This is a genomic window from Methyloversatilis sp. S146-33 (genome assembly GCF_059552495.1).
In genome coordinates, this window is sequence record NZ_JCANOT010000038.1 from 111,039 (window position 1) to 132,746 (window position 21,708).

General features: G+C 69.8%; 15 protein-coding genes. 5 read left to right on the forward strand and 10 right to left on the reverse strand.

The window, feature by feature from the left end; genetic code table 11:
- The first annotated feature begins 1 nt into the window (after nt 1).
- Nucleotides 2-979, forward strand: a complete 978-nt coding sequence (locus AC51BJ_RS16215; RefSeq protein WP_496280917.1) for a glucokinase — start codon at nt 2-4, stop codon at nt 977-979.
- A 29-nt stretch (nt 980-1,008) separates the two neighbouring features.
- Here the strand turns inward: AC51BJ_RS16215 and AC51BJ_RS16220 are convergent, their stop codons facing one another.
- The 8 genes from AC51BJ_RS16220 to AC51BJ_RS16255 are packed head-to-tail and all read right to left on the reverse strand — an operon-like array spanning nt 1,009 to nt 15,384.
- Nucleotides 1,009-6,099 carry a malto-oligosyltrehalose synthase gene (locus tag AC51BJ_RS16220; protein WP_496280918.1) on the reverse strand — a complete coding sequence of 1,697 codons (5,091 nt, stop codon included), beginning with the start codon at nt 6,097-6,099 and terminating at the stop codon, nt 1,009-1,011.
- Entirely contained in the window at nt 6,096-7,973 is a 1,878-nt protein-coding gene (gene treZ / locus AC51BJ_RS16225; protein ID WP_496280919.1) for a malto-oligosyltrehalose trehalohydrolase, read from the reverse strand. The genes AC51BJ_RS16220 and treZ overlap by 4 nt, the downstream gene beginning before the upstream one ends.
- Nucleotides 7,970-9,184: a glucose-1-phosphate adenylyltransferase gene (locus AC51BJ_RS16230; protein WP_496280920.1), complete on the reverse strand. Its 1,215-nt coding sequence runs from the start codon at nt 9,182-9,184 to the stop codon at nt 7,970-7,972. The genes treZ and AC51BJ_RS16230 overlap by 4 nt, the downstream gene beginning before the upstream one ends.
- Complete coding sequence (locus AC51BJ_RS16235; protein WP_496280921.1) at nt 9,181-10,314, reverse strand: DNA topoisomerase IB; 1,134 nt, start codon at nt 10,312-10,314, stop codon at nt 9,181-9,183. Before AC51BJ_RS16235 ends, AC51BJ_RS16230 begins: the two co-directional genes overlap by 4 nt.
- Nucleotides 10,311-12,506, reverse strand: coding sequence for a glycogen debranching protein GlgX (gene glgX / locus AC51BJ_RS16240; RefSeq protein ID WP_496280922.1), 2,196 nt, complete (start codon nt 12,504-12,506; stop codon nt 10,311-10,313). Before glgX ends, AC51BJ_RS16235 begins: the two co-directional genes overlap by 4 nt.
- Entirely contained in the window at nt 12,503-13,591 is a 1,089-nt protein-coding gene (locus AC51BJ_RS16245) for a zinc-binding metallopeptidase family protein (RefSeq protein WP_496280923.1), read from the reverse strand. The genes glgX and AC51BJ_RS16245 overlap by 4 nt, the downstream gene beginning before the upstream one ends.
- Nucleotides 13,588-14,715, reverse strand: a complete 1,128-nt coding sequence (locus AC51BJ_RS16250) for a mechanosensitive ion channel family protein (RefSeq protein WP_496280924.1) — start codon at nt 14,713-14,715, stop codon at nt 13,588-13,590. The genes AC51BJ_RS16245 and AC51BJ_RS16250 overlap by 4 nt, the downstream gene beginning before the upstream one ends.
- Nucleotides 14,716-15,384 (reverse strand): DUF4142 domain-containing protein, encoded by a 669-nt coding sequence (locus AC51BJ_RS16255; protein WP_496280925.1) that lies wholly within the window; start codon nt 15,382-15,384, stop codon nt 14,716-14,718.
- A gap of 451 nt (nt 15,385-15,835) precedes the next feature.
- Between AC51BJ_RS16255 and AC51BJ_RS16260 the strand changes: the two genes are divergently transcribed.
- Genes AC51BJ_RS16260 through AC51BJ_RS16275 form a run of 4 tightly spaced genes read left to right on the forward strand, consistent with a single transcriptional unit; the run spans nt 15,836 to nt 19,901 of the window.
- Complete coding sequence (locus AC51BJ_RS16260) at nt 15,836-17,275, forward strand: RNA polymerase factor sigma-54 (protein ID WP_430433492.1); 1,440 nt, start codon at nt 15,836-15,838, stop codon at nt 17,273-17,275.
- A gap of 40 nt (nt 17,276-17,315) precedes the next feature.
- Nucleotides 17,316-17,894 carry a hypothetical protein gene (locus AC51BJ_RS16265; RefSeq protein ID WP_430433491.1) on the forward strand — a complete coding sequence of 193 codons (579 nt, stop codon included), beginning with the start codon at nt 17,316-17,318 and terminating at the stop codon, nt 17,892-17,894.
- A gap of 47 nt (nt 17,895-17,941) precedes the next feature.
- Nucleotides 17,942-19,054, forward strand: coding sequence for a glycosyltransferase (locus AC51BJ_RS16270; protein ID WP_496280926.1), 1,113 nt, complete (start codon nt 17,942-17,944; stop codon nt 19,052-19,054).
- The gene (locus AC51BJ_RS16275) at nt 19,047-19,901 is read left to right on the forward strand and encodes a DUF2334 domain-containing protein (RefSeq protein WP_496280927.1); all 855 of its coding nucleotides are present in this window, start codon (nt 19,047-19,049) and stop codon (nt 19,899-19,901) included. Before AC51BJ_RS16270 ends, AC51BJ_RS16275 begins: the two co-directional genes overlap by 8 nt.
- Here AC51BJ_RS16275 and AC51BJ_RS16280 read toward each other — a convergent pair whose 3' ends face one another.
- Together AC51BJ_RS16280 and AC51BJ_RS16285 are read right to left on the reverse strand one after the other, a co-directional pair.
- Nucleotides 19,902-20,387: a phosphatase PAP2 family protein gene (locus AC51BJ_RS16280; RefSeq protein ID WP_496280928.1), complete on the reverse strand. Its 486-nt coding sequence runs from the start codon at nt 20,385-20,387 to the stop codon at nt 19,902-19,904. It abuts the gene before it with no gap.
- Between the two features lie 52 nt (nt 20,388-20,439).
- The gene (locus tag AC51BJ_RS16285; RefSeq protein ID WP_430433487.1) at nt 20,440-21,621 is read right to left on the reverse strand and encodes a glycosyltransferase family 4 protein; all 1,182 of its coding nucleotides are present in this window, start codon (nt 21,619-21,621) and stop codon (nt 20,440-20,442) included.
- Nucleotides 21,622-21,708: the final 87 nt, after the last annotated feature.

Here is a 21,708-nt window from a genome sequence, read left to right on the forward strand (position 1 = left end):
AATGATTCTGTGCGGCGATATCGGCGCCACCAAAAGCCTGATCGGACTGGTCGAACGGATCGACGGAGCGCGCTTCAGCTTCGTGCGCACGCAGCGCTACACCAACGCCGAGTGGCCCGACCTTCCGACCATGCTCGATCACTTCTTTGCGGCGACCGCGCAGACGCTGCGCCACGCGGTCGAGCTCGAAGCAGCCGGTTTCGGCGTCGCCGGACCGGTGATCGACGGGCGCGTGGACATGACCAATCTCGAATGGTCGATCGACGAGGCGGCGCTGCGCATCGTGCTCGGCGGCGCGCCGGTGCGGCTGCTCAACGACTTCGAAGCCAGCGCCCACGGCATCGGCGAACTGGGCAGCGAAGGACTGCTGTCGCTGCAGAGCGGGGCGGTCAGGCCGGGCGCGCCGCAGCTGGTGATCGGTGCCGGCTCCGGACTGGGGGTTGCCATCCGGGTGCCCGCCGGCGCGGGCTGCGTGATCGTCCCCGGCGAGGGAGGTCACGTCGGTTTCACCCCGGCCAACGAAGAACAGGCCGAACTGTGGGCTTACCTGCACCGCAAGACCGGGCGGGTGATCGCCGAACACATCGTGTCCGGCCCCGGCCTGGTCCACATTCACGACTGGCTGTGCGACCGGCGCGGCACGGCCGTGCGCGCGGACGACAACGGCGAAGCGGTGTGGCGCCGCGCCGCGGCCGGCGACCCGCAGGCGATGCGGGCACTCGATGTATTCGTCGACTGCTACGGCGCGGTGGCCGGCGATCATGCGCTCACCGTGCTGGCCGCCGGCGGAGTCTTCCTGACCGGCGGCATCGCCCCTCAGCTGTTGCCGGCTCACGCTGCGCGCTTTCTCGCAGCCTTCCGCGACAAGGGGCGGCACAGCGGCCTGATGACCGGGCTGCCGCTGTGGCTGGTGACCGACTGCCGGCTGCCGCTGCTCGGCGCCGCCCGCGCAGTTGAAGCGCTGCTGCCGCCGCGATAGGGCAGCGCCGCCCTGCGGCGTCGCGGCGGTCATTCTTCCAGACCCTGCGGTACCAGCAGCGCAAGCGGCAAGGCGGTAAAAAGCGGGCCGACGTCGAGGCGCCCCGCCCTGCCGTCGGTGTCGACGACGGTGCCGCTGAAGGCCTCCCGCCAGCGCTGCGGACTGCAGGCCGGCAGCACCACCCGTGTGTTGGCCCACAGTTCGCGTTTGCAGATGCGCTGCGGATCGCCACCGGTGAGGCCGAACAGCAGCCGCGACGCAATGGTGATGATCACCCGCTGCCCGAGCACGCGCGCGTAGGCGATCACGTGATGGGCCACCGGACCTTCGACCTCCAGCGGCATGTAGCGCCCTTCACGCAGCGTGCGCTCGAAGCGGCGACGGACCTGCAGCGCGCGCCACAGCAGATAGAGCTTGATGCGGCCGTCCGCCATCGTCGCCACCAGTTCGCGCAGCCCTTCGGCGTCGGCGCCGTCCGGCCAGCGCGCCTGGAGGTCCGCCAGCATGCGGCTGCGGCGCGCGAAGTCCACCGGCCGCCGGTTGTCCGGATCGACCAGCGTGAAGCACCAGGTGTCGCAGCCCTGGTAGGTGTCGGGCACGCCGGGCGCGGTCAGCTTGAGCAGCAGCAGCGACAGGCTGTTATAGCCGCCGAACAGCGCTACCGTCCGCTGCAGCGGCAGGAAATCGGCGAGGAAGGCGTTGCGCGTCGCGTCGCCGGCCAGCAGACGGCGCACGAAGTCGGCCAGCGCGGCTTCGTAGGCGGGGTCCGGATTCATCCAGCTGGTATGCCGCTTCGCCTCGCGCGCCGCCTTGATCATGTAGGCCTCGACGCGTTCGCGCAGCGGCGGCGCTTCGTCTCCGGGCGCGTCGAAGGGCCACACGCCGACCAGGGTCTGGTAGAGCAGGTACTCGTCGTCGGCCGACGGCGCCAGTCCGTCGCCCAGTCGGGTCTTGCGCCGCTGGTTGATGCCGCGCCAACGCCGCAGCGCGAAGCGCCAGGGCCCCGGCATTTCGGACAGCACGTCGATGCGCGCCCGCACGTCCTCCGAGCGCTTGCTGTCGTGCGTCGATGAGGCGAGCAGGCCGAACGGATGGGTGCAGGCGATGCGCTCGTTGGCGCCGTGGAAGTCGTCGATGCCGATGCCGAAGGTGCGCGGATCGCCGCCGACGTCGTTCAGCGACACCAGCCGGTTATAGCGGTAGAAGGCGGTGTCCTCCATCGCCTTGGCCATCACCGGCGCGGTGAACTGCTGGAAGCGGCAGGCGAAGGTGAGCTTCAGCGCGCGCAGCGACGGGTCAGGCTCGGTCGGCGCACCGAGCAGCACGTCGCGCACGAAGCGCAGCACGCTGGCGTCGCCGGCCAAACCGAGCGCCGCCGCCTCGGCCACGGCGCGCTCGACCAGACGGCGATCGTGCTGCGAATGACCGGCCGGACCGATATAGCTGCGATAGGCCGGAAAGGCGGCGATGATTTCGCTCAGCGCACTGCGCAGCCGGCTGCGCGTGAAGTCGCGCGTGCGCCGGTCGCGCTGCGCAATCGCGTGCAGCTGCGCGGCGAGACGCCCCAGTTCGCCCGACAGCGAGTGGGTCATGATGAGATGCTTGGCGTCGCGCAGCACCGTGCTGAAGTCGCGGACTTCGCCGGTGAACGCGCGATAGACACGGGTGAAGCGTGCCTCCTGCGCGGCATCCACCATCAGGCTGTGGCACAGGTTGGCGAAGCGGTAGCCGGTTCCGCCGTGCACCGGCCAGTCGGCCGGCAGCGGCTCGAATTCGGCCAGTATCTTCTCGACCACCAGATAGAGCGTCGGCTCGGTCGCGCCCGGATCGGCACGACGACGCGCTTCGGCGTACTGCTTCTGCAGGCGGACGAAATAGCCGGCCGGGTCGGACAGCCCGTCGGGATGATCGATGCGCATGCCGGTCACCCTGCCCTGCGCCACCCAGCGGAATATCTGCGCATGGGTCGCGTCGAACACGGCCGGCTCCTCCATGCGCAGCGCGGCCAGATCATTGACGTCGAAGAAGCGGCGGTAGTTGATGTCGTCGGCGGCCACCCGCCACGACGCCAGCCGGTAGGCCTGGCGCGACAGCAGCGCATCCAGCCGGTCGAAGCTGGACGGCTCGCCCGGCGTACCGTTGAACGCGGCCACGCCCGCTTCTACCCGTGCACGAACCGCTGGCAGACGTGCGTGCAGCGCCGCCAGATGGCGCTTGAACAGTGCCGCGTTGCGCAGTCGTTCGTCGCGCAGCGCACTCGACTCGGCGTCGCGCGCCGGAAGATGGGCCAGCGCGACGATCAGCGTTTCCAGTTCGACGCCGCAGTCGTCGCCATCGTCGTCGACGCCCGCCTCGAGTATTGCCGGGTAATCGGACGGATCGACCGGGAAGGTGTGCTCGTGGTAGCGCACGCAGAAGGCGCCGCTGGCCTCGTCGAAGGCGAGCTGCAGTTCGCCGGCCTCCAGTATCCGGCCGTACTGGTCGCCGAGCACCGGCAGCAGCACCTTGCCCTGCAGTTCCGGAAAGGGTGGATTCCAGTCGATGTCGAAGTGGTGGGCGTGCGGCGACGAGGTGCCGTTCTCCAGCACATCCAGCCACCAGTCGTTGCTGCCCCCGAGAACGCCAACGTGATTGGGCACGACGTCGAGCAGCTGGCCCAGGCCGTATTCGGCCAGCCGCGCGCAGTAGCGGTCGAAGTCCTGTTCGTCGCCGATCTCAGGATTGAGGGCGCCGTGGTCGACGATGTCGTAGCCGTGACTGCTGCCGGGCCGTGCCTTCAGGTAGGGCGAGGCATAGATGTGGCTGATGCCGAGGGCGGACAGATAGGGCAAGGCCGCTTCCGCCTGCGCGAAGCCGAAGCCGCCGTGGAACTGCAGCCGGTAGGTCGCCCGCGGCACGTCGGCCTCGCGCGGCTGGAAGTCGGGCGGGCCGCCGGACAGCGGCAGCGCCGACGCCGGACGTTCGGCATTCATCACCGCCGCCAGCGCGAACCAGCGCTCATCGGCGGCGATGTCGGCCAGCTCGCAGCCCAGCTTGCGCCGCCAGTTCGGCCAGCGCTCTTCGCTGGTGCCCGGAAGGTTGACCGACTCGGCCTGGCCCAGCACGTCCTCCAGCTGCACCGCCACCATGGCTGCCGGCGTGCGCGCGAGGTAGCGGTAGATGGCGAGCATCAGCGCCGGGTCGGCCGCGTGCGTCGCCGACGCGGCGTCCTCCGGCAGCCGCAGGCCTTCCCGCTCAAGCACGTCGAGCAATGCCCCGCGGTCGGTGTCGCGCTGCGCCGCCTGGCGTTCGCGCAGGGCCGGGTCCGAATACAGGCCCAGCGCGTCGCGTTGCTGCAGGTCGAGCGCGCTCCAGTAGCCGCTCAGCGTCGGCAGGTCGTGCGTGCCGACCACCGCCAGCGCGTCAGCCGGCCAGCCGCGTGCCGGGCGGAACTCGCCGTCGCGGCTTTCGAAGTACAGCGGCCGGTAGGACAGCAGCCCGTAGCGCTCCATCGCTGCCCGCACCTGCGGCGGCACGATGCCCAGATCCTCGCCGATGACGACGCATTCGTTGCGCACGCTTTCCAGGCACAGCAGCCGGAACAGATCGTCCATCGGATAGGCGACATAGGCACCGATGCGTGCCGAGCCGCCGGACGGCAGCCAGAACAACCGCATCAGGCTCATCACGTGGTCGATGCGCAGTGCGCCGGCGTGCCGCATATTGGCCGCCAGCACGGCACGGAAGGACGAGGGGTCCTGCTGCAGCCGCTGCGGAATAAGCGGCGGGAAGCCCCAGTCCTGGCCGGCCGGATTCAGTTCGTCCGGCGGCGCGCCGGCGTGGGCGCCGACCGCGTGCAGATGCGGCCGTATCCAGGTTTCCGAGCCACCTTCATTGACGCCTACCGCGAGGTCGCGGTACAGCCCCATGCGCATGCCGCGCGCACGCGCCCGACGCGCCACCGTCGCGAGTTGCGCTTCGGCCTGCCATTGCAGGTATTCGAAGTACTCGATGCGCTCCTCGTTCTCGAGCATGAAGGCGCGCACCGCCTCGCCGTCGACGTCGCGATACGACTCGGGCCACAGCGTCCATCCCCACACTGCGGAATCGATGGCGTGGAAGTGCGCCTGCAGCGCGTCGAACAGCGCGTGCAGGCGCAGGCTGCGCCCACCCTCGCGCTGGAAGTCGCGGAACAGGCCAGCGCGCTGCGTGCCACGGTCCAGATGTTCGCGCCGGAAGTGCGCGTACAGCAGTTCGAGCACCTCCAGCTTGGCCGCCGCCACGCCGCGGTAGTCGATCAGCTCGGTCGCGCGCAGCGCATCCAGCCGTGCCGCGAACGCTGGATCGGCGACGCGCGCCTGCGCCGCGCCGCACTCGCCGAAGTCGCGCGTCGCCTCGATGTCGATGTACAGCACATTGAGCCATTCGCGGTTCGACGGGCTGTACGGGCTCGCCCGCTCGGGGTCGTGCGGGAACAGCGCATGCAGCGGATTGACGCCGACGAAGTGGGCGCCGGCGTCGGCGGCGAGGTCGATCAGCCGGCGCAGATCGCCGAAGTCGCCCATGCCCCAGCTGTGCGGCGAACGCAGCGCATAGACCTGCACCGCCGGCCCCCACAGCCGCGCGCCCTCGCCTTCGCGCGGCAGACGGACGCAGGCGGCAGGACACAGCGCCAGCGTGCTTTCGACCAGCAGGCGCGGCGTCGCGCCCGGCAGGTAGAGCGACAGCCGGTGCCAGCCGGCGGGCAACGAGGAATCCAGCGCCACGGTGGCGGTGCGGCCGTCCTCGGTACGTCCGAGCGCGGTGCGCCCGCGCCGCTCGCCGCCCTGTTCGAGCACCAGCCGCCAGTGCAGCACGCCGGCGCGCACCGCCTCTTCCGATTGCAGTGTCAGGGTGAGCGGTCCTTCACCCAGCGACAGCACGGTGACCGGCGGCAGCACGCGGGCGGCGTCGGCAGCGTCCAGCGCCGCCAGGGCGGCGACGGCAGCGCGGTCGGGGTCACCGCCGGCCAGCGGATGCCCGAGCGCCGCCATCAGCGCCAGGCGGCTTTCCTCCGGCACCTCGGAGCGCCGTCCCCACGCATCCTCGAAATCCGGCGCGATGCCGAGCCGGCTGCACAGCGCAGCGAATGCTCCGCTCATTGCGTCGCCCCGTTATGCAGCACGAACATGCGCATCGACCAGGGCGGCAGACCGGGTTCGCCGTCGCCACCGCCGCCGACAGCGGCGAAGGGCTGCGCGCCCGGCACGTCGGGTACCGCCTCGGGCGCGTCGCCCAGGTTGGCCTGCATGACGAGTGAAACGCCTTCACCCGACCAGCGGATTTCGAACGCCGCGTCGCCAAACAGCATGCTGCTGCAGCGTCCAGTCTGCAGCAGCGGAACGCAGGGCACCACCCGTTCGCGGCGCAGCGTCAGCAGGGCCTGATAGAAGGCGAGCCACTGCTGGCCGATCGCCTCTTCCCGCTGGCGCCAGTCCAGTTTGCTGATGAAGAAGGTTTCCGGATCGCACGGATCGGGAACGGTGCGCGGCCCGTCGGGCCAGGCGAAGGCGGCGAACTCGTTGCGCCGGCCCTCCTTCACCTTGCGCGCGAGCTCGCCTTCGAAGTCGCAGAAGTACATGAAGGGGCTGGTGGCGCCGCTTTCCTCGCCCATGAAGATGAGCGGCGGCGACGGCGACAGCAGCAGCACCGCCACCAGCACGCGCAGCCGGTGCGTCGGCACCATCGCGGCCAGCCGCTCGCCCAGCGCGCGGTTGCCGATCTGGTCGTGGTTCTGAACGAAGCAGACGAAGGCGGTCGGCGGCAGCGCGCAGCTCGGCTCGCCACGCGGCCCGCCGTGGAAGGCGGAATGTTCGCCCTGGTAGGCGAAGCCCTGCAGCAGACAGCGCGCCAGGTGGTGCACCGGCGCGCTGGCGAAGTCGGCGTAGTAGCCGTCGGTCTCGCCGGTCAGGATGACGTGGGCGGCGTGGTGGAAATCGTCGTTCCACTGCGCCTCGTAGCGGCCCGGGTCGGGCTCGCCGGCAAGCCGTTGCGCGCCGTTGAGCGGATTTTCGAGCACCAGGTGGATGCGCCGGCCGGCAAGTTCGCGGCGCACCCGCCGCGACAGCTCTTCGAGAAAGTGCGTGCTCGACCCGTCGATGATGGCATGCACCGCATCCAGTCGCAGGCCGTCGAAGCGGAACTCCTCCAGCCAGTAGAGCGCGTTGTGGATGAAGAACTCGCGCACGCGGGCTTCGCCCTCGTAGTCGATGGCGGCGCCCCACGGTGTCTGGTGCTGCGCGGTGAAGAAGGAGGGCGCGTACAGATGCAGGTAATTGCCTTCGGGGCCGAAGTGGTTGTAGACCACGTCGAGCAGCACCATCAGTCCGAGCCGGTGCGCACTCTGCACGAAGCGCTTCAGATCGTCCGGCGTGCCGTAGGACGACTCCGGCGCGAACGGCAGCACGCCGTCGTAGCCCCAGCCGCGCGCCCCCGGAAACTCGGCCAGCGGCATCAGTTCAACGGCCGTGATGCCGAGCGCCGCCAGCTCTTCGAGACGCGCCTCGGCGGCAGCGTATGTGCCTTCTGGCGTGAAGGTGCCGACGTGCAGTTCGTAGATCACTGCTTCACACCACGGCCGCCCCTGCCACTGCGCTTCGGCGGCATGCCACTCGAAGCGCACCGGATCCACCAGTTGGCAGGGTCCGCCGACGTCGTCCGGATTGGCGCGCGACGCCGGGTCCGGCACCTCGGTGCCGTCCACCCGGTAGCGGTAGCGGTCGCCGGTACGGGCGTACGGCACGGTACGCGTCCACCAGCCGTCGTCGGCACGCCGGCATGGATGGGCGTCCTCGTGCCCGTCGGCGGTGGCGAGCAGCACCTCGACCTGGCTGGCCGCCGGCGCGTACAGCCGGAACAGGTAACCCTGGGTGTCGTCGAGGCCGTTTGCCGGACACGGGCCAAAGGGCATGCGGTGAGCGAACGAAAGCGTCTCCGCGGTACGGACGCCGGGCCTGGCGCTGCGCAGCTCCGTCATGGCGTCAGCTGTCCTTTCCCGACGACGACGATGCCGCGTTCGCTGACGTGAAAACGGGCGCGGTCCTCCGCCTCGTCGAAGCCGATGCGCATGCCGGGCGGCACGAAGTTGTTCTGGTCGATGATGGCGCGCCGGATCTTCGCGCCGCGTCCGATCACGGTGCGGTCCATCACGATGGAATCGGACACCTCGGCGTTTTCCTCCACCACCACGTCCCGGCGCAGCATCGAGCGCTGGATGACGGCACGGCGTATCAGCACACCGGCGGCGATCGACGCCGTGCGCAAGTGGCCGTCGAGCACCTGAGCCGCCTCGGTCTGATCGGGTGCGGCGAAGATGGGCCAACGCGAATTGAACATGCAGAAGCGCGGGTCCTCGCCCAGCGTGTCGAAGTGCGCGTCGTAGTAGGCGTCGATGGTGCCGACATCGCGCCAGTAGCCCACCTCCTCGCAGTCGCGCAGCCCCGGCACGACATTGGTCGAGAAGTCGTAGGCCATCAGCTTGTGCGTTTCCGCCATCGCCGGCAGCAGGTTCTTGCCGAAGTCGTGGCCGCCTTTCGAGTGGGCGCGCGTCAGCGCCTCGACCAGCGCCTCGGTATTGAAGATGTAGTTGCCCATCGACGCGAAGGCATAGCCCTTGCGCCCCGGCATCGACTCGGCCGTCTCCGGCTTCTCCTGGAAGTCGCGGATGCGGCCGGTGGAATCGGTGCGGATGATGCCGAAGGAGGCCGAGTTCTCGACCGGTACCGGCAAGGCGGCGACGGTCGCGTCGGCGCCGGTTTCGAGGTGATGGCGCGCCATCTGGCGGATGTCCATCCGGTAGATGTGGTCGGCCCCGAACACCAGCACCAGATCGGGCCGCACGCGATCGAGCAGGTGCAGGTTCTGGTAGACCGAATCGGCCGTGCCCTGGAACCACTCCGGCCCGTGCAGCATCTGCGGCGGCACCACGGTGATGAACTGGTTCGGGAACAGCGGACTCATGACCCAGGTTCGCCGGATGTGCTCGATCAGCGACTGCGACTTGTACTGCACCAGCAGATAGATCGAGTTGATGCCCGAATTGACCAGATTGGACAGCACGAAATCGACGATGCGATGCCGTCCGTTGAAGGGGACCGAAGGCTTGGAGCGCTCGGCCGTCAGCGGATGGAGACGGCCGCCTTCGCCGCCCGCCATCACGAATGCAAGAATGGATTTCCCGGAAATCATGATTCACCTCCACGTGAGTTCGCATCCGCGACCGGGCGATCGGATTGCGCACTTTTCGGCGGAACACGCGCCAGATGGCGTGCCTCGCCGGACTGCACGCGCCGGGCGCCGGGCGGCGACGAACGCACCGCCCGGCGGGCCGGCGCGCTGGCCAGCATCCGGCGCAGCGCTGCCTCGCTGCGCGACAGTCCGTCCTCCGGCTCGTCGGACGCGAAGTCCTCGAGCACGATGCCGGACAGATAAAGATCGAAGATGACAGGGCAGATGTAGCTCGCCCGGGTGACCGGTGCGGTGTTGCCCAGGCTGGCGGCGACCGAACGCACGCAGCGCAGCAGCACGCGCGGTGCCGCCTGGGCGTCGTCCAGCGGCCCCTGGCGCGTCAGGAACTCGGCGGCCTTGAGCGTGCCGCCCCAGGTGCGGAAGTCCTTGCTGGAGAAAGACCCTATCGTTTCGTGGATGTAGGCGTTCAGTTCCGCCGCCCGCACCGGTCGGCGCACGCCGCCTTCCTCGTACTGGAACAGCGCCTTGCCCGGCAGTTCGAGCAGGCGGCCGAGCACCGCCACGGCACCGCGGTCGCGTACCACCTGTTCCTGGTGCACACCGTGCTTGCCGCGGTAGCGGAACACCGCCTGCGTGCCCTCGATGGCGACGTGGCGCTTGCACAGCGTGGTCAGGCCATAGCTGCGGTGCGCCCGCGTATAGCTCTCGTCGCCGACCCTGAAGTACACCGAGTGCAGCAGCCGCGTCATCAGCGCCAGCACCTTGCGCTGCGGCAGGCCGCTGCGCCGCAGGTCGGCACCGGCCGTCGCCAGCATCTGCGGCAGGGCGTCGGCGAAGCGCGACAGGCGGCGCCACTTGCGCAGCGCGTTGCGATGGACGAAGTCGGGGTGATAGCGGTACTGCAGCCGTCCGCGCGCGTCGCGCCCGAAGGCCTGCAGTTCCGCCTCCGGGTCCGGACTGACATAGACGTCGGTATAGGCAGGCGGGATCGCCAGCGCGGCGATGCGCGCCAGACCTTCGCGGTCGAGATAGGGGCGTCCGGCCGTCGTCACGTAGACAAAGCCGTCGCCCCTGCGCAGCCGGCGCAGGTAGCGGTTCTGCAGCGTTGCGGTGCGGATGACGGCGTTCATGACACCGCCTCCGAGGCATCGACCCCGTCGAGCACACGTTGCAGCGCAGCGAGCATTTCCTCGCCGCCGGCGGTCAGGCCGGTGGCGAACAGCTGCAGCGAGCGCCCGGCGATGAGCACGCGACCGTCGCCCTCGACCGCGGCGACGTATCCGCTCGAGGTGTCGATGAGGCGCCGCCACGGGTATTCGCTGTCGCCGTCATTCAGCGTCCAGCCGACGACCTCGGGCGAGGCATTGACCACCAGCTCGATCAGCATTTCGGCCGCCGGGTCGGGTTCGTGCAGACGCAGCGCACGACCATCGACGCGCATGCCGAAGCAGCGCATCTGCGCGTCGTTCCAGTCGCCGGCCTGCATTTCCTCGCCATCCGAGCGCAGCCAGACGACGTCGCGGAAGGTGCTCTCCGGATCGCCGCCGGTGGCAAAGCGGGCCATGCGCAGCGTCGGCAGCGCGGCACGAAGCTGCAGCAGGCGGCGCACGAAGGCGCTGAGCTGCTCGCCGGCCGGATCGTCCAGCCCGGTCCAGTTGAGCCAGCTCAGTTCGTTGTCCTGACAGTAGGCGTTGTTGTTGCCCTGCTGGCTGCGCCCGAACTCGTCGCCGGCAAGCAGCATCGGCGTGCCCTGCGACAGCAGCAGCGTGGCCAGCATGTTGCGCTTCTGCCGCTCGCGCAGCGTCAGCACGCGGCTGTCGTCGGTCGGTCCTTCGGCGCCGCAGTTCCACGACCGGTTGTCGTCGTGGCCGTCGCGGTTGTCCTCGCCGTTGGCGTCGTTGCGCTTGTGGTTGTACGACACCAGGTCGTGCAGCGTGAAGCCGTCGTGCGCGGTGACGAAATTGACGCTGGCCCATGGCCGCCGCCCGCGCTGGTCGAAGCGATCGGCCGAGCCGGTCAGCCGCGTGGCGAGCGCGGCCGCCTGCATTTCGTCGCCGCGCCAGAAGGAGCGGACGGTGTCGCGGAAGGCGTCGTTCCACTCCGCCCAGCGCGGCGGAAAATTGCCCGGCTGGTAGCCGCCGGGACCGCAGTCCCACGGCTCGGCGATCAGCTTGACGTGCTGCAGCACCGGGTCCTGCGCCATCGCGTCGAAGAAGCCACAGCCCTGGTCGAAGCCGGTGGCCTCGCGCCCGAGTATGGTCGCCAGATCGAAGCGGAAGCCGTCGACGCCCATCTGCACGACCCAGTAGCGCAGGCTGTCCATCACCATCTGCAGCACGCGTGGATGGCTCAGGTTGAGCGTGTTGCCGGTACCGGTGTCGTTGATGTAGTGGCGCTTGTTCTCCGGATTCAGGCGATACCAGCAGGCGTTGTCCAGCCCCTTGAAACTGAGCGTCGGGCCCATTTCATTGCCCTCGGCCGTGTGGTTGTAGACGACGTCGAGGATCAGCTCGATGCCGGCTTCGTGCAGCCGCTCGGCCATCGCGCGGAACTCGCTGATGCCGCCGGCACCGAGGTAGCGCTGCTCCAACGCGAAGAAGCCGAGCGTGTTGTAGCCCCAGTAGTTGCGCAGGCCGCGGTCGGTCAGCTGCGCGTCGTCGACGAAGGCGTGCACCGGCAGCAGTTCGACCGCCGTCACGCCGAGCGACAGCAGGTGAGCGATCACCGCGTCGTGCGCCAGTCCGGCGAAGGTGCCGCGCAGGCGGCCGGGCACCTGCGGATGCTGGCGCGTCATGCCGCGCACGTGACATTCGTAGATGACGCTGCGGTCCCACGGAACGGCCGGACGCGGCTGCTGCAGCGGCGGCAGGTCAGCCACCACGCGCGCCTTCGGCATGTAGGACGCGCTGTCGCGCTTGTCCACGCCGAGCGGCGCGCCGCTCGGCGCCGCGTCGCCGGCGAACAGCACCGGCGACCAGCGCAACTGGCCCACCCACTCGCGTGCATACGGGTCAAGCAGCAGCTTGTGCGGATTGAAACGGTGGCCCTCTTCCGGCTGCCACGGCCCATGGACGCGGTAGCCATAGACGAGGCCCGCCTTGGCGCCCGGCAGGAAGCCATGCCACACCTCGTCGGTGAATTCGGGCAGTTCGCGCCGGGCCACCTCGATGCGGCCCGCCTCGTCGAAGATGCACAGATCGACGCGCGTCGCGTGCGCCGAGAACACCGCGAAGTTGATGCCCTCCTCGGTCACCGTCGCGCCCAGCGGATAGGGCTGCCCGGCTTCGAGCCGCGGAAAGCGGACAAGGTCGGCACGGCTCATGCGCACCTCCGCACCGCGTCCGGCTGCGAAACCGCCGCGCAGACGAAGTCGTGCACGAAACACAGCTTGTCGAGCACCGGCGACGCAGCGATGAAGGGGTAGGCGTCGCCGTGTCCGAGGCTGCGCCCCATGCTGTTCAGGAACTGCGACAGCGGCAGCCAGTGCTCGACCAGCACGTCGCGGAAGGGCCGTTCGTCGCTGCACGCGGCCGCCTCCACGCTGCCGCCGCCGGTCACCACACCCGGCCGCAGCGAAAAACCCCAGTGCGCCGCGGTGTCGAGCGCATCCGACACGTGCAGGTAATGGGCGAACGATTCGGCCCAGTCCTCCCACGGGTGCACCGAGGCGTAGGCGCTGATGTAGCGCTCGCTCCAGTCCGGCGCCGGCCCTTCGTCGTAATGATCGCGCAGCGCTTCTGCATAGTCGCGGCGCTCGTCGCCAAACAGCGCGCGGAAGTCGTTCAGGCGCGGTCCGCCCGACAGGATGCGGTCCCAGTAGTAGTGGCCGATCTCGTGGCGGAAATGACCGAGCAGCGTGCGGTAGGGCTCGCCCAGGCCGACGCGGCGCGCTTCGCGGCAGGCGTCGTTGGCTTCCATCACGTCCACCGTGATGACGCCGTCGGCATAGCCGGTGGTCACCGCGCCGCCGATGTGCTTGCGCGACAGGAAGCGGAACAGCGGCTCGCGCCGCCCCGGCTGATCGAGCACCGGCAGCCCCAGACGCAGCAGCGAGTGGAACAGTCGACGCTTGGCCGCCTCCAGCCGACGCACCAGCTCGTCGCAGGCCGGGTCGGCGGTCGCCTCGGTCGCTTCGCTGTGCCGGCAGCTGAGGCAGAAATCGGCGTCTTCGTCGGCCGGAATCATCCAGTTGCAGCGCTGGCGCTCACTGTAGTTGCGGCAGGGCTTCCAATGGCTGCCCTCCCCCGCCCCGCCGCCCTGGCGCACCCAGCGTCCGTCGGGCCCCGCCTCGAAGGCGGCCATATCCAGCTCGCCGGACACGAAGCCCAGCATCACGCCGCAGCGCACGCAGGCAGTGTTCTCGAAGAACACCGGACTGCTGCAACGTCCGCACAGAAAGGTTCTCATGGCGCCGGAGCCTCCGAGTAAGCGTCCATGCGCGGCCGCGACGGGCCGGCCGACGCATCGTCGTCATTGCGCGCGCCGTCGAGCAGGCGCGTGCGGATCTGCGGCAGCCACTCCGGCGACACCTTCTGCAGATAGGCCACCATCTGCTCGCGCACCTTGCAGCGCAGGTCCCAGGCCGCACCGGCGTTCTGCGTGCTCATCAGGCAGCGCAGCTGCATCGCGCGATCCGTCATGTCGGTCACCTGCAGTACGCAGACCCGGCGGTCCCACTCGGACGAGGCATCGAGGATTTCGCGCAGCCGTTCGCGCAGTGGTTCGACCGGTACCCGGTAATCGACCCACAGATAGACCGCGCCGAGCAAGTCGGAGGTAGTGCGCGTCCAGTTCTGGAAGGGGTTCAGGATGAAGTGTTCGAGCGGTACCACCAGACGCCGCTGGTCCCAGATGCGCACGACGACGTAGGTAGCGGTGATTTCCTCGATGCGCCCCCACTCGTTCTCGACGATTACGACGTCATCGACACGGATGGGCTGGGTCAGCGCGATCTGCAGTCCGGCGATCAGGTTGCCCAGCACCGGCCGCGCAGCTAGGCCGGCGATGATGCCGGCCAGACCGGCCGACGCCAGCAGGCTGGCGCCGATCTGCCGCACATTGGGGAAGGTCATCAGTACCGAACCCACGCCGAGCAGGCCGACGATGAACATCGCGGTGCGCGCGAGCACCCGCACCTGGGTCTGCACGCTGCGTGCGCGCAGATTGTCGGCGCCGGTCATCGGATGCCGGCTCTCGATCACGTCGGCAATCGCACTGATGATGCGCACCGCGAACAGGGTGACCACCAGCACGATGGCAATCGACAGCAGGTGACGCAGGCCGGTCAGCAGCCCCAGCGGAATGGCGGCGTCGGCCAGCGACAGATGGACGAAAAGCAGCGGCAGCAGCAGTTGCGCCGGACCGCGCGTGCGCACGACGATGCGTTCGGCGACGTCGTAGCGCGCAGCCAGCCGGCGCGCGATGCGGTCTATCACCGCATGCAGCGCGAGGCCGATCAGCACCGCCAGCCCGCACTGCAGGAGCAGCGCGAGCCATGGATGACGGAGCAGGAAGTCGCTTGCGGCATCCACTCAGCGCGTACCTCCGGCGGTCGCCAGCTGCTGTTCGAGCTGACGTGCGAGGTTCAAGTGCTCGCGCAGCTTGGGCACCGTGTCGGCGGCAAACTGACGCAGCTCCGGTATCTGGCCGGAACTTGCCTGACGTTCGAACAGGGCGATGGTGTCCTCATGCGCCGTAGTGCCGAAATGACGCAGGAAGGCGGCATCCGCCTCGGCGTCGGACAGCGTTTTCAGTTCATCGATGTGCGCGCGCGCGGCCGGCTGCATGCCCTGGGGCAACGCGATGCCCTTCTCCATGGCAATGCGTTCGAGCGTGTTGTTGGCGTCGGTGTGGTCCTTGTCCAGTCGCTCGGCGAAGGCGCGCACCTGCGGATCGGCGGCACGGCCCGCCATCACGCGCCCGGCTTCCGCCTCGGCGCGGCCGCCGGCCGCCGCCGCGGTGACGAAGCTGCTGTCCTCCGGACTGGGCGCAGCGGTCTGCGCCGCGGCCGACGGCGGCGGCGACGCGTCGCTGCCCGGGCCGAGGCCGGCCGGCGGAGCACTGCCCTCGGCGCGCGGCGCGTCGGCCGGCGCAGCCGGCGGCTGGGGCGTGCGTTCGCACGCGGTCAGTACGCCAGCGAGTGCGATCGCGGCGATCAATGTCCTCGTGCGGACATGCGTTGTGGATGCAGATGTGTTCATCGGTACCTCCTTCGAAACGGTGGCGGCTCGGCTGGCGCCGACCACGGAAATGGATGCAGCGGCGTACCGCATGACTGCTGCCGGCCCCCCTATCTGCAGTTTTCGTGCCCGCCTCCCCCATGCGCCCATGGACCGCCGCCGGAACAGCGAGCGCCACACCTCCTGGCGACCCTTCTGCAGCGCGGAAGCGCGCACCACGGTCGTCGCCTGCGGGCCGCGCTGCGAGGGCGCCGCGACGCCATATCGGCCCGCTGCGACATGCAAAACGCACGCAATTCTTACTGTCCGGATGTAAATACTTCCGGCCCTGCACACGCCGTCCGGCGCGCATCGCCCATGCAGCCGTGATGCTGTCGATGGCATATCTCTTGCAGGTAGGTGTCCTGATCCAACAGCCCGCCACCGAGCACGACGACACCCGAAACCGAAAGGACACCGAATGAGCCTCGGCATGGAACTCAGACTTCGGCAGCACATCGCCATCACGCCGCAACTGCAGCAGGCCCTTCGCCTGTTGCAGCTGTCATCGCTGGAATTCACGCAGGAAGTCGAACAGGCTCTTGGCAGCAACCCCTTTCTCGAAGAGGACACCGCGGCACCGACCGTGACCGGCGCCGTGCCAACTGCTTCCGCCGCGCCTGACGACGGGCCGGACGCCGAGCCAGGCGCCGACCGGCGCGACGACGCCGAGGAGCCGGCCATCCAGTTCGACGCCGCGTACGGCAGCACCACGGGCGGTGCGCGCGACGACGACGAAACCGACTGGACGGAATGGGCGGAAGCGCCGACCGGGCTGCGCGACCATCTGCGGGCGCAGCTGCAGCTGTCGTCGATGAGCGATCGCGACCGCGCGCTGACCGATCTGATCATCGACGAACTGACCGACGCCGGATATCTGGAAACGCCGCTGGACGAACTGGCGGCGCTGATCGCGCCCGAGCACGACGTCGCGCCGCAGGAACTGCTGGCCGCACTGCGCCTCGTGCAGCAGCTGGAACCGGCGGGCATCGGCGCACGATCACTGCGCGAATGCCTGCTGCTGCAACTGAACGCGCTACCCGAGGAAGCGCAGGGGCGCGGCGACGCGCTGCTGCTCGTGCGCGACCATTTCGATCTGCTGGCGGCGCGCGAATTCACGCGCATCCAGCAGCAGCTGGACTGGAACGAAAGCCGGCTGCACGGCGCCCGCATGCTCATCCGCACGCTGGACCCGCGCCCCGGGCGCAGCTTCGGTCCCGACGAAACCCGCTACATCGTGCCGGACGTCATCGTCACCTGCCGTCGCGGCCGCTGGCAGGCGACGCTGAACCCGGCGGTACAGCCGCGGCTGCGCATCAACCGCGCCTACGCCGAACTGGCCGGCGGCCGCGAACCGGGCGAGCGTTCGTTCTCGCGCCTGCTGCAGGAAGCGCGCTGGCTGATGCGCAACGTCGAACAGCGCTTCTCGACGATACAGCGGGTCGCTTCGGCCATCGTCGAGCATCAGCGGGTGTTCTTCAGTTACGGCGACGCGGCGATGAAGCCGCTCGCACTGAAGGACATCGCCGGTGAGCTGGGTCTGCACGAGTCCACCGTCTGCCGCGTCACCAATGGCAAGTACATGGCGACGCCGCAGGGGCTGTTCGAGTTCAAGCATTTCTTCTCGCGCCAGCTTTCGGCGGACGACGGCGGCGCCTATTCGCCGACCGCCATCCGTGCGCTGATCAGGGAACTGATCGCCGCCGAAGACCCCGCCGCGCCGCTGTCTGACGCGCGGCTCGCTCATCTGCTGTCCGGCCAAGGCCTGCAGCTTGCTCGACGCACGGTGACCAAGTACCGCTCACTGATGCGCATTCCGAGCGTGGAACTGCGGCGCGCCGCCCACGCGGCCGAGCACCCGCGGGCCGCCTGAGCGGCGCCGCCATCCAACCTCAGCCACAGGAGACATACACATGACACAGATCATCGCCGCACACTTCAACTCGGTGGAAGAGCTGCAGGCCGTCGTCGATACGCTGCCGGCGCACGGCTTCGGCGCCGACGACTACGCCACCTACTTCCTCAATCCGCCCGGTCAGCGCGGGCTCTACTGGCTGGGCGGCGACGCCGTCAGCGACGAGGGCGCTTCCGGTGCCGGCCGCACCGCCGCCGTCGGTGCCCTGGTCGGCGGCGGCGCCGGCGCCGCCGCAGGCAGCGCCACCGGTTTTGCCATCGGCAGCGTGGGCGGCCCGGTCGGTGCGCTGGCAGGCGCCGGCGTCGGCGCCTACCTCGGCGCGCTGGTCGGCGCGCTGCGCGGCATGCAGGCGCCGGACCCGGAAGAGGCCTCGGTCGAACATCCGGCCGAACCGCAGGGCGGGCCGATGATTGCGCTCAATGTGGAACGGCCTGGCGCGGCAGACGAGGCGATCACGCTGCTGCACGAAGGGGGCGCGCGCGAGGTGCACCGCACCGAGGGCCGCTGGGCCAACGGCGAGTGGGTGGACTTCGACCCGCGCGAGCCCATCGAGCACGTGCAGCCGGGACAGATGTGAGCGGCGCGTGCGTCGGACCGGCTCCGCTGCACGTCTGTGACCTCACCATGCTGTACGCCAGTCACAGCGGCGGCGTGCGCCGCTATCTCGGCGAGAAGCGGCGCTGGCTGCGGACGCAGCAGCAGTTCCGCCACACGCTCGTGCTGCCACGCTACGCGCAGGGGCCATCGCCACGACCGGCGGACGGGCTGATCGAGGTGCCCAGCCTGCCGCTGCCCTTCTCGCGCGGCTACCGCGTGCCGCTCAATACGCGCGCAGCGCTCGGCGCACTGAAGACGCTGCGACCGAATCTGATCGAAGCGGCCGACCCTTACCACTTCGCGTGGGCGGCCGTCGACGCCGGACAGGCGCTGGGGGTACCGGTCATCGGCTTCTGTCATTCCGACCTGCCGCGCATGCTCGGACGGCTGGCCGGCGCGGGGGTCGAGCGTGCCGCCGAAGCCTATGTGCGCCGGCTGTATGCGCGCTTCGATCTGGTGCTCGCGCCCAGCCGCTGCATGACCGAGCGGCTCGGCGGCATGGGCGTGCAGCATGTGCAGCACCAGCCGCTGGGTGTGGACAGCCGCGCCTTCCACCCCTGCCGCGCTCACCAGGGCCTGCGCCGCGCGCTGGGTCTGGCCGCTGGCGACCGCCTGCTCGTCTATTTCGGCCGTTTCGGCCCGGAAAAGAACCTGCCGGTGCTCTACCGCATGCTCGACCTGCTTGGCGACGGCCACGTGCTGCTGCTGATCGGCGACGGCACGCCGCCACACCATCGGGCGGTGCGCGCCCTGCCCTTCCAGTCGGATCCGCGCAAGCTCGCCGCGCTGGTCGCGGCCTGCGACGTCTTCGTCCACGCAGGTGACCAGGAAACCTTCGGTCTGGCGACGCTGGAGGCAATGGCCTGCGGCGTGCCGGCGGTGGTCGCCGGCACCGGCGGACAGGCGGAACTGGTGGACGACGCCGTGGGTGCCCGCACCGACGCCGGCAGTCCGCAGCGCGGCACCGAGCGCTTCGCCGCGGCGATGGCCGACGGCGTACGGGCGGTGCTCGCGCGCGATCGCGTGGCGCTGGGCGCCGCGGCGCGCCTGCGTGCCGAACGCCACGACTGGTGCTACGTGCTGCCGACGCTCGGCCGCACCTATTGCGCCGCCTGCCGCGGAGCCGATCACCATGCTTAGCAAGTCAGCCATCATGCTGCCCGACCTGTCGCCGCCGGTACTGTGCGTGTCCATCCACGACGTCGCGCCGTCCACCTGGCCGCAATGCGAACGCCTGCTCGCAGCCGTCGCCGAGGTCGCACCGCTGCATGTGAGCCTGCTGCTGGTGCCCGACTACCACGGCCAGGGGGACGAAACGCCGCCCGCCTATCGCGACGCCATCGAGTCCTGCCGCGCGGCCGGGCACGAACTGGTTTTGCACGGCCATGTGCACCTCGACGAAGGTCCGCCGTCGCGCAATCCGCTGGAATGGTGGCGCCGACGGGTGCTCACCGCCGACGAAGGCGAATTCGCCACGCTAAGCGCGGCGCCCGCTCACGCCCGCCTGATGGCGGGCAGGCAGTGGTTCGAGCAGCGCAACTGGCCGGTGGACGGCTTCGTCGCACCGGCCTGGCTGCTCGGTCCGGGCGCCTGGCGCGCGCTCCGCGTGACGCCCTTCCGCTATACGACCACGGCGACGCACTTCCACCTGCTGCAGCCCGACCTTGCCATGCGCATGCCGGTGATCACCTACAGCACGCGCAGCGCGCTGCGCCGCACAGCGTCGCTGGTGTGGCAGGGCCAGCGCCGGCTGCCGGCGGCGCAACCTGTGCAGCTCGCGCTGCACCCGGCCGACGCGCAGTACCCGGCCGTGCTCGGCCAGGCGCAGCGTCTGCTCGACACGCTGCTTCGCACCCGGCTGGCGATGACGCTGCAGGACTACGCGAGCACGCTCGAACAGCTGCTCGGACCGCTGCAGGCGGCGCGCCCGCGCTCGGCACCGGCGCTGCGGACGGCGGAAAGCAGGACAGCGACGCGACGGCGCTGATCAGCCGGGCAGCAGCCACAGCGATGTGAGCGCGAGCGCGGCGCCGAGCACCGCCCCGGCCAGCACGTCGCTCGGGTAATGCAGTCCGAGCATGACGCGCACCAGTGCAGTCAGCACAGCGAAGGCGAGCAGCCCGAGGCCCAGCGCCGGCAGGTGATGCAGCGCGACCAGCGCGAACGACGTGGCGTGCAGCGTATGCCCGGACGGAAAACTGAACTCGTCGAGCGGCGGCATGCACAGGCGCAGGCCCTGCAGCGACACGCAGGGCCGGCGACGCGCAGTACGTCGCTTGAGCAGGCCGTAGATCAGCAGACCGGTCGCACCGACCACCAGCAGGTGCAGCGCGCAGCGCATTCCGGCCCCGTCCGGCAGCACGGCGAGCAGTGCGATCAGCAGCAGCCAGGCCTCGCCATCGCCGAGCCGGCTGATCGCCCGTGCGGCGATCAGGCAGGGTCGGTGGTCGAGCAGCCGGTTGAGCCGCTGCACACAGCTGGCATCGAAGGCCGCGACCGGGTGCGGCCGCTCAATGGGCGCTCGTTTAATGGGCGGCCGCGACACCGAGCGCGGCTTTCGGTTGCGCGGCGCAGGCATGCAGGTGCGCCTCGAAACGGTTGAGCACCACCGGCCAGGTCAGGCCCTCCGCGGTTTCGCGCGCAGCGCGGCCGAGATGACGGCGGCGATCCGGCTGCCGGGCCAGCCGGCGGGCGGCGTGGATGAAGGCCGCGGCGGCGCGCAGTTCGTCGCCCTCGCAGGCGGGCACGAGGAGACAGGCGTCCACGCCGTCGGTCATGTGTTCGCGCGCGGCGGCCAGATCGAAAGCGACGATGGCCAGGCCGCTGGCCATCGCCTCCAGCAGGACGTTGCCGAAGGTTTCGCTGACGCTGGGAAAGAGGAAGATGTCGGCCGACGCGTAGTGCGCCGCGAGTTCACTTCCGTGCAGCACACCGGTAAAAATTTCACCGGGCCGACCGTCGTCCAGGCGCCGCCGCGCCGGCCCGTCGCCGACCCACACGAGGCGCGCGTCCGGCTGCTCACCGCGGATGGCGTCGAAGGCGGCGCGCACCAGTTCCAGGTTCTTTTCCGGGGCCAGCCGGCCGACATACAGAAAGACCGGATCGTGCGGCTTCGCCCCCCAGCCGGTGCGCAGCTCCAGGCTGCGCATCTGCGGGTTGAACAGCCGGGTGTCGACGCCCCGCCCCACGCGGACCAGGCGGCGGTAGCCCTGCCGCTTCATCTGCATTTCGAGTGCGGCGGTCGGCACGAAGGTCAGATCAGTGCGATTGTGGAAGGCGCGCAGCGCCGCCCGCACCGGAGCCGACAGCAGGCCCAGGCCGTAATGGTTGCTGTAGGTGTCGAAATGCGTGCGGTAATCACTGGTGACCGGCACGCCGAGTTGGCGGGCGGCCAGCAGGGCCGACCAGCCGAGCGGACCTTCGGTCACGATGTGCACGACGTCCGGTCTGTCCTCCCGCCACGCCCGCAACAGCCGGCGCCAGGCCGGCAGTCCGAAACGCAGGCCCGGATAGCGCGGAAGCGGCAGGCCGCGCACCAGCAGGTCGCCCTCGTTGGCGGCTTCGTCCTGCTGCCGCGGGCGGACCAGGCGAACCCGGTGGCGTGCACTGCGCAGATGCCGCACGACGCGGGTGATCGACAGCGCGACGCCATTGACCTCCGGCGGATAGGTATCGGTGACGATCACGATCTCCAGGTTCTTCTTCATCGCGGAGCCCCGCACAGGTTAGGCGAACGTGCAGCGCGTGCAATCGGCGTTCCCGCGGCGCAGCCCCCCCCGCCGGCCACCCCGGCA